The sequence below is a fragment of the Paenibacillus sp. genome (genome assembly GCF_035645195.1).
In the GTDB taxonomy this organism is placed as follows: Bacteria; Bacillota; Bacilli; order Paenibacillales; family YIM-B00363; genus Paenibacillus_AE.
On the sequence record NZ_DASQNA010000023.1, the window covers coordinates 48,486 to 54,759 of the forward strand.

The window sequence follows — 6,274 nt, forward strand, 5'->3', positions numbered from 1 at the left end:
TTTCATCATAGCACAATCGCATGGTAAGATATAGTACAAATAAGGAGGCGTACATGATGGACTTATTGAAAGTGATCGAGAGTCAGAAAATCGTCGCCATTTTCCGAGGCGTGTCGGGGGAAGGCGCGGACCGGGGCGCGGAAGCGCTCATTCGGGCAGGGATTCAAGTATTGGAAGTGACGATGAACACCGAGGGCGCACTGGCGTCTTTGTCCAAATGGAGAGAAACGTACGAAGGCAAAGCATACCTCGGCGCGGGCACGGTGCTCGATCTCGAAATGGCGAAGGAAGCGGTCGCGGCCGGCGCGCAATTCCTCATCTCGCCGAACCTCGACGAAGAAGTCGTGCGCTACGGTCTCGAGCAGGGGATCGACGTGTTCCCGGGCGTCATGACGCCGACGGAAATCGTCCGCGCGTGGAAGGCGGGCGCCCGGGCGGTGAAGCTGTTCCCGATGGGCTCGCTCGGCCTGCAGTACTTGAAGGACGTGCGCGCGCCGCTCGACCGCATTCCGATGATCGTGACGGGCGGGGTCAATTTGAACAACATCGCCGACTTCATCAAGGCGGGCGTCGCGGGCGTCGGCCTCGGCAGCAATCTCGTGGATAAGAAGCTAATCGCCGAAGGCAAATTCGACGAAATCGAGGCGAATGCGCGGAAATACGTGGAGGCGGTCGCCGCGGCCTCCCGCTAAACCGGGAAGGAGGAAACGGGATGAAAGCTAGCGCGCTGCTGAGTCAGGCGGAGGTCGTACGGGCCATCACGCTGCAGGCGGTAGAGTCGATGCGGGAAGAGGAAGCGGACGTTCAGCCGGAAGGATTCAACAATACGATCCGATGGCATCTCGGCCATATTTACCTAGTGCAGGAGAGGCTCGCGTTCCATTACGCCGGGTTCCCGGTGGACGTGCCGCCCTCGTACATCGATTTGTTCGGCAACGGCACGAAGCCGAGCGATTGGACGGTCGAACCGCCCTCGCTGGCGGAGCTTGGCGTCCGGCTGCAGGAGCAGCCCGGCCGCATCCGGACGCTGCTCGGCGAGAAGCTGCTCGAGCCGCCGGCCATCCCGTTCCAACGGTTCAACGGCAAGCTGGATACGATCGGCGCGATCGTCGGCTATTCGCTGTATCACGAAGGGCTGCACATGGCCGCCATCAAACAGTTGAAGAAATCGTTCATGCCGCAGCAGCTTCAATAAGAAAGCGCCCGTCCGCAACGGACGGGCGCTTTTCGCGCACGCTAAGGGGCGCTTACTGGCGAAGCTCGACGACGTCTCTCGGCGGTCTGCGGTTGTTGCGGATGCGGTTGACCTCGCGATCCGACAGCTCGCGGCCGACGACGATGAGCGAGGACATGCGGTCGTTGAAGCCGTTCAAGGCGCGAACGTTCGTGTTGCCGCGGTAGACGCGAGTTTCGCCGCGGTAGTCCACGTGCTCGAACAAAATCAACGTAACCTCGTCGTCATCCTCGACGTTGCGAAGGCGGAAGCTGGACAACATGTCGTTGAAACGGAGCGCGCGGGCGTCGCGGATCGCGATGCCGCCCCGACGAATCTGGATGCGGCGGCCTTGGAAATCGTTATGCTCGAACAACGAAAGGCGTACATCTCTGTTTGCCATTGCGCAATCCCCCTTTCTGGAAGAGATAGTGCAGTGTATGCGTGGAGCGCGGAGCGGTCATGGACGAATTGCTTGCGGTATTTGACTAATTTCCTCTTGCGGCGGTTCGCGCCGGTTTGGTATGATGTTTTTCCGGTTGGATGGAAAACGGTACCAAACCTTCTCGGCTATGGGGGTGTTGCATGCTCTTCGCCACGCTGTTTCGCAAAGCGTACCTCGTCCAACTGCAGTATCGCGGGGCGCACGCGATCCGTTCGGTCACCAGCGTCATTTTCGGCTACATCTACATCTCCATCTGGATCGGCCTCGGCGCCGACCACTCGCTCGGGAAGTACGGCACGGAAGGCATGATCGCCTACATCGCCGCGAACCAAGCGATCCTCGTCACCACCTTGTTCATCACCTACGGTCTAGGCATCGAAACGCTCGTGCGCAGCGGCAACATCGCGGTCGACCTGCTGCGTCCGGTCCATTTGTTCCCGCATCTCGCCTGGAAAGAAGCGGGGAAGATCGTCTACAGCTTCATGTACCGCGCGATTCCGATCTACGCCTTCTTCGCTCTCGTGTTTTCCATCCCGCTGCCCTCCCGTCCCGAGGCTTGGGCGGCCGCCGCTTGTTCCTTGGTCATGGCCAGCTACATCAACATCTGTATCAATTACATGATCGGCGCCGCTTCGCTTTGGTCGGGGGAAGCCCGGTTTTTGTACTGGCTGCATTATGCGGTCGCGATGGTTATATCGGGCTTTTTCCTGCCGATCGAATGGCTGCCGGCGCCGCTTCGAGCGGCGGCCGTTTGGACCCCGTATCCGTACATCCAGTACGCGCCGGTGACGCTGTTTTTGGGCACGAACGAGCGGCCGCTAGCGGCGCTGCTCGGCGCCTTGGCTTGGTGCGCGGCGCTGACGGCGCTGTGCTACGCGGTTACGGCCGTCGTCAGGCGGAAGCTGGAGGTGCAGGGCGGATGAGCGGTTGGGTTTCGCTGTACGTCAAATTGCTGGGGGCCGGGCTGCGCAGCCGCATGCAGTACCGGTTCAATTTCGCGATGACGTCGCTCGCGGCGGCGCTCATCGCGGCCGCGGACTTCCTCATGATCGCCGTCGTGCTGCTGCGGTTCGATCATGTAAGAGGCTGGGATATTTACGAAGTCGGGTATTTGTACGCCGTCGTGACGCTGGCGAAAACATGCTACCGCACGATCAGCGCCGACCTGCATTACATCGAGCGCTATTTGGTGACCGGCGAACTCGACGCTTTGATGGTGCGGCCGGTGCCGGTGCTGTTCGCGCTGATGACGGCGAACGTGCGGCTCATGCCCGGCGAGCTCGTGCAGTCGACGGCGGTGCTGTCGCTGTCGATGGGGGCGATGATGGCCGAGGGCCGACTCGACGGTTGGGCGATTCCGCTGACGCTGCTCAGCGCGGCGACCGGAACGGCGATTCTGTTCGCAATCGGGCTCGCGACGGCGACGGTCGGCTTCTGGACGACGAAGGTCGACGATCTGCAGTCGTTCACCGAGGACGCGTCGAAAGCGGCCGGCCAATATCCGCTGGCGGTGTATCCGGATTGGCTGAAGGGCGTCCTGTTGACGGTGCTTCCCGTCGGCTTCGTGAGTTACGTGCCTGCTTTGTATTTGCTCAAAGGGCAGCTCGGACTTTGGACGTTCGCTGCTGCGGCGGCGGTCGCGGCCGTGGCCCTGTTCGCCGCACTCCGGTTTTGGCGCAGCGGCATTCGCCGGTACCAAAGCACGGGGCATTAAAGGGAGGGGATCCGCATGATCGAAGCGACGCAAGTGGTCAAAACGTTCCGTCATCCCGTCGTGAAGGAGGGCGCCTTCGCCGGGCTGCGCGCGCTGTTCGCCCGCGATTACAGGGAGACGACGGCGGTGGCGGGGCTGACGTTCGCCATCGGGCGGGGCGAATTCGTCGGCTGCATCGGCCCGAACGGAGCGGGGAAATCGACGACGATCAAGATGCTCGCCGGCATTCTGCACCCGACCTCCGGGGAAGTGCGGATCGGCGGCCGGTCTCCGCAGCGGGAGCGCCGGCGCGTCGCCGAACGGATCGGCGTCGTGTTCGGGCAGCGCAGCCAGCTGTGGTGGGATTTGCCCGTGCGCGATTCGTACGAGGTGCTGGCGGCGATGTACAAGGTGGAGCTGTCCGCGTACCGCCGCCGCTTGGCCGAGCTGGCCGAGCTGCTGCAGCTTGCGGAAATCATGGATCAGCCGGTGCGCAAATGTTCCCTCGGGCAGCGGATGCGCGCCGATTTGGCCGCGGCGCTGCTGCACGACCCGGACGTGCTGTTCCTCGACGAGCCGACGATCGGGCTCGACGCCTTCGCGAAGCAGCGCATTCGCGAGTTCTTGAAGACGCTGAACCGGGAGCGCGGCACGACGATCCTGCTGACGACGCACGATATGGACGACGTCGAGGCGCTGTGCAGCCGCGTGATGGTCGTCAGCGGCGGCTCGCTCGCCTTCGACGGCGCGCTCGCCGAGCTGCGCGGGCGGATCGGCCTGCCGAGCCGGATGGAGCTGACGTTCGCCGCGGAACCGGTCGTGCCCGAGGGGGCGGGGGACGGCGAAATCGCGATCGAGGGAATCGAGGGCCGGCGCGCGACGTTGTCGTTCCGCCGGGAACGCATCAAGCCGATGCGCGTGTTGGACGCGGCATCGGCTTGGGGGGACATCGTCGATATTCACATGGAGGAGCCGGAGCTCGAGGACGTCATTCGGCGCATTTACAGCGGCGCGACGAAAGAGCGATAACCGTCCAGGAACACCTCGACCGCGAAATACAAGAACAGCGCCGCGGACAGGAACGAGATCGTCCGCACGAATGCGGGGCCGAGCCGGCGGCCGCTTGCGGCCGACAGCAGCGCCATGGCGCACGACCAGACGATGCCGGCGGAGAAGAAGCCCGCCAGGAACGCGGTCAGCGCTTCCGCGCCCTGCGTCGGCGATTTGGCGATGACGCTGCCGCCGACCGTCGCGAACCACAGGATCGCCGTCGGCGACGCGATGGCGAGGCCCCAGCCCCAGAAGAAGGAGCGCGGGAGCGAGCGGCCGGAGCCCGCCTCGCCCTCTGCCGTGTCGAGCGACTTGGGCTTCAAGGCGGCGCGGATCATCGATACCGTAAAGTACAGCAGCACGATCGTGCCGCCGATCCAGAGCGCCCAGCGCACGGCGGTAATGCCGAGCAGCAGCGAGACTCCGGTCGTCGCGAGCACGGCGTACGTCAGGTCGCCGAACGTCGAGCCGACGCCGACGAGGAACGACGGCCAGAAGCCGCGGGCGATGCCTTCGCGCACGATGGCGACGTTCACGGTGCCGAGGTCGAGGCACAAGGACAAAGATAAAGCGAAGCCGGATAAAAATAACGAAATCATCATGACGTTTGTGTTCACGAGCCCTTCGTGGCAGAATGAAACCATTATACGACCGAGCTCGAAAGGGGACAACCTGCGGATGGCAGAAGTTTGGAAAAAATTAATGCTTCACAAAGCGAAGCGGGCGCTGGCGCTGAACGTGCCCGGGGGCGATTACGCGGCGCTCGTCGGCGGCGTGCCGGAGGGCGTGACGGTGGACGCCGAGCAGCAGGGGGAGAACGGGACGTACGATTTCGTTCATCTGTTCGTCGCGAGCGTCGCGGAGCTGGAGGAGCACGGACCGAAGGCGCTGGCGGCGATTCAGCACGATGGGCTGCTCTGGTTTTCGTATCCGAAGAAAACGTCGAAAATCAAAACGGATATTAACCGCGATACCGGGTGGAAAACGATCCGCGACGCGGGCTACGAGGGCGTGACGCAGATCGCGGTCGACGAGACGTGGTCGGCGCTCCGCTTCCGCCCCGCGTCCGAAATTCCTTCGCTGACCCGAAAATTTACGAACGATTGATGTGCAAGGAGCGCTGCCCGTATCTTTTCGGGCGGCGTTTTCGTTATTATGGGTGTAAGTTCGTTGAAGGAGGGATCCCTTCGATGCTTTCTCTTGGCGCCAAAGAGAGAGATGTGTCGGGTGCCGTCCGCGCCGCGTTCGAGCGCGAGATGTCGCCGCTGTTATCGCCGCTTGAGAAATATTGTCGCGTCGTAGCCCGCAACCGGTGGGAAGCGGATGATTTGCTGCAAGACACATTGGAGAAAGCGTTCGTCCGGTTTCGTCAAACCGGCGGCGCACCGATGAACAAAGCGTATGTGTGCCGCATCGCGTCGAACGCGTGGATCGACCGGGTGCGCCGCGCGCGGGAAACCGTCGTGCCGGCGGATTGGCCCGGCTTCGAGCGTGCGGACCGCGCGGAGGACGGCCGCGGGGAAGAGGCGCGGCGGGCGGTGGAGCGCGTCGTCGCCGCGCTGACGCCGAAGCAGCGAACGGCGCTGCTGCTGTGCGACGCCTTGGCGTGCTCGCTGCAGGAAGCGGCGGACCGGCTCGGCATGACCGTCGGCTCGGTCAAGTCGCTGCTGCACCGGGCGCGGGCGAACGCGCGGCGGGAAGGCGGCGTCGGCGGGGAGGAGGCCGGCGATTCGGCGGACGCGGCGCTCGTCGACGCGTACGCGCTGGCGCTGCGCTCCGGCAGCATCGAGCGCGTCGTCGCGCTCGGGCGCGTCGGCGTCGGCGGCTCCAGTGCGGAGGCGCGTCTCGCCGCGAAGGGCGTTCGGGGCGTCTG

General features: G+C 63.8%; 9 protein-coding genes. 7 read left to right on the forward strand and 2 right to left on the reverse strand.

What is annotated here, in order from left to right; translation table 11 throughout:
* Positions 1-53: 53 nt before the first annotated feature.
* Together VE009_RS12720 and VE009_RS12725 are read left to right on the forward strand one after the other, a co-directional pair.
* Complete coding sequence (locus VE009_RS12720; protein WP_325008124.1) at positions 54-692, forward strand: bifunctional 4-hydroxy-2-oxoglutarate aldolase/2-dehydro-3-deoxy-phosphogluconate aldolase; 639 nt, start codon at positions 54-56, stop codon at positions 690-692.
* 20 nt (positions 693-712) lie between these two features.
* On the forward strand, positions 713-1,195 hold the full coding sequence (locus VE009_RS12725; protein ID WP_325008126.1) for a DinB family protein: 483 nt from the start codon (positions 713-715) through the stop codon (positions 1,193-1,195).
* Between the two features lie 52 nt (positions 1,196-1,247).
* On the opposite strand, the gene VE009_RS12730 is transcribed toward VE009_RS12725, so the two are convergent.
* Positions 1,248-1,616, reverse strand: coding sequence for a hypothetical protein (locus tag VE009_RS12730; protein WP_325008128.1), 369 nt, complete (start codon positions 1,614-1,616; stop codon positions 1,248-1,250).
* Between the two features lie 182 nt (positions 1,617-1,798).
* On the opposite strand from VE009_RS12730, the gene VE009_RS12735 reads away from it, so the two are divergent.
* From VE009_RS12735 to VE009_RS12745, 3 genes are read left to right on the forward strand one after another with little or no spacing between them, the layout of a single operon-like run.
* On the forward strand, positions 1,799-2,581 hold the full coding sequence (locus VE009_RS12735; protein ID WP_325008130.1) for an ABC transporter permease: 783 nt from the start codon (positions 1,799-1,801) through the stop codon (positions 2,579-2,581).
* Positions 2,578-3,372 carry an ABC transporter permease gene (locus tag VE009_RS12740; RefSeq protein WP_325008133.1) on the forward strand — a complete coding sequence of 265 codons (795 nt, stop codon included), beginning with the start codon at positions 2,578-2,580 and terminating at the stop codon, positions 3,370-3,372. Before VE009_RS12735 ends, VE009_RS12740 begins: the two co-directional genes overlap by 4 nt.
* Before the next feature lie 15 nt (positions 3,373-3,387).
* A complete protein-coding gene (locus VE009_RS12745; RefSeq protein ID WP_325008135.1) occupies positions 3,388-4,380 on the forward strand; it encodes an ABC transporter ATP-binding protein in 993 nt (330 codons plus the stop codon).
* Here VE009_RS12745 and VE009_RS12750 read toward each other — a convergent pair.
* Positions 4,353-5,018, reverse strand: coding sequence for a LysE family transporter (locus tag VE009_RS12750; RefSeq protein WP_325008137.1), 666 nt, complete (start codon positions 5,016-5,018; stop codon positions 4,353-4,355). The two genes, VE009_RS12745 and VE009_RS12750, sit on opposite strands and share 28 nt — an antisense overlap.
* Before the next feature lie 61 nt (positions 5,019-5,079).
* On the opposite strand from VE009_RS12750, the gene VE009_RS12755 reads away from it, so the two are divergent.
* Both VE009_RS12755 and VE009_RS12760 read left to right on the forward strand, forming a co-directional pair.
* Positions 5,080-5,508: a hypothetical protein gene (locus VE009_RS12755; RefSeq protein ID WP_325008138.1), complete on the forward strand. Its 429-nt coding sequence runs from the start codon at positions 5,080-5,082 to the stop codon at positions 5,506-5,508.
* 83 nt (positions 5,509-5,591) lie between these two features.
* Positions 5,592-6,274, forward strand: a 683-nt coding sequence (locus VE009_RS12760; protein WP_325008140.1) for an RNA polymerase sigma factor, incomplete at its 3' end; no start/stop codon positions are given.

Excerpts from the sequence above, each read along its gene's own strand:
- VE009_RS12745 (WP_325008135.1), top strand. The coding sequence starts at position 3,388 with ATGATCGAAGCGACGCAAGTGGTCAAAACGTTCCGTCATCCCGTCGTG.
- VE009_RS12740 (WP_325008133.1), top strand. The coding sequence starts at position 2,578 with ATGAGCGGTTGGGTTTCGCTGTACGTCAAATTGCTGGGGGCCGGGCTG.
- VE009_RS12735 (WP_325008130.1), top strand. The coding sequence starts at position 1,799 with ATGCTCTTCGCCACGCTGTTTCGCAAAGCGTACCTCGTCCAACTGCAG.
- VE009_RS12730 (WP_325008128.1), bottom strand. The coding sequence starts at position 1,616 with ATGGCAAACAGAGATGTACGCCTTTCGTTGTTCGAGCATAACGATTTC.
- VE009_RS12720 (WP_325008124.1), top strand. The coding sequence starts at position 54 with ATGATGGACTTATTGAAAGTGATCGAGAGTCAGAAAATCGTCGCCATT.
- VE009_RS12725 (WP_325008126.1), top strand. The coding sequence starts at position 713 with ATGAAAGCTAGCGCGCTGCTGAGTCAGGCGGAGGTCGTACGGGCCATC.
- VE009_RS12755 (WP_325008138.1), top strand. The coding sequence starts at position 5,080 with ATGGCAGAAGTTTGGAAAAAATTAATGCTTCACAAAGCGAAGCGGGCG.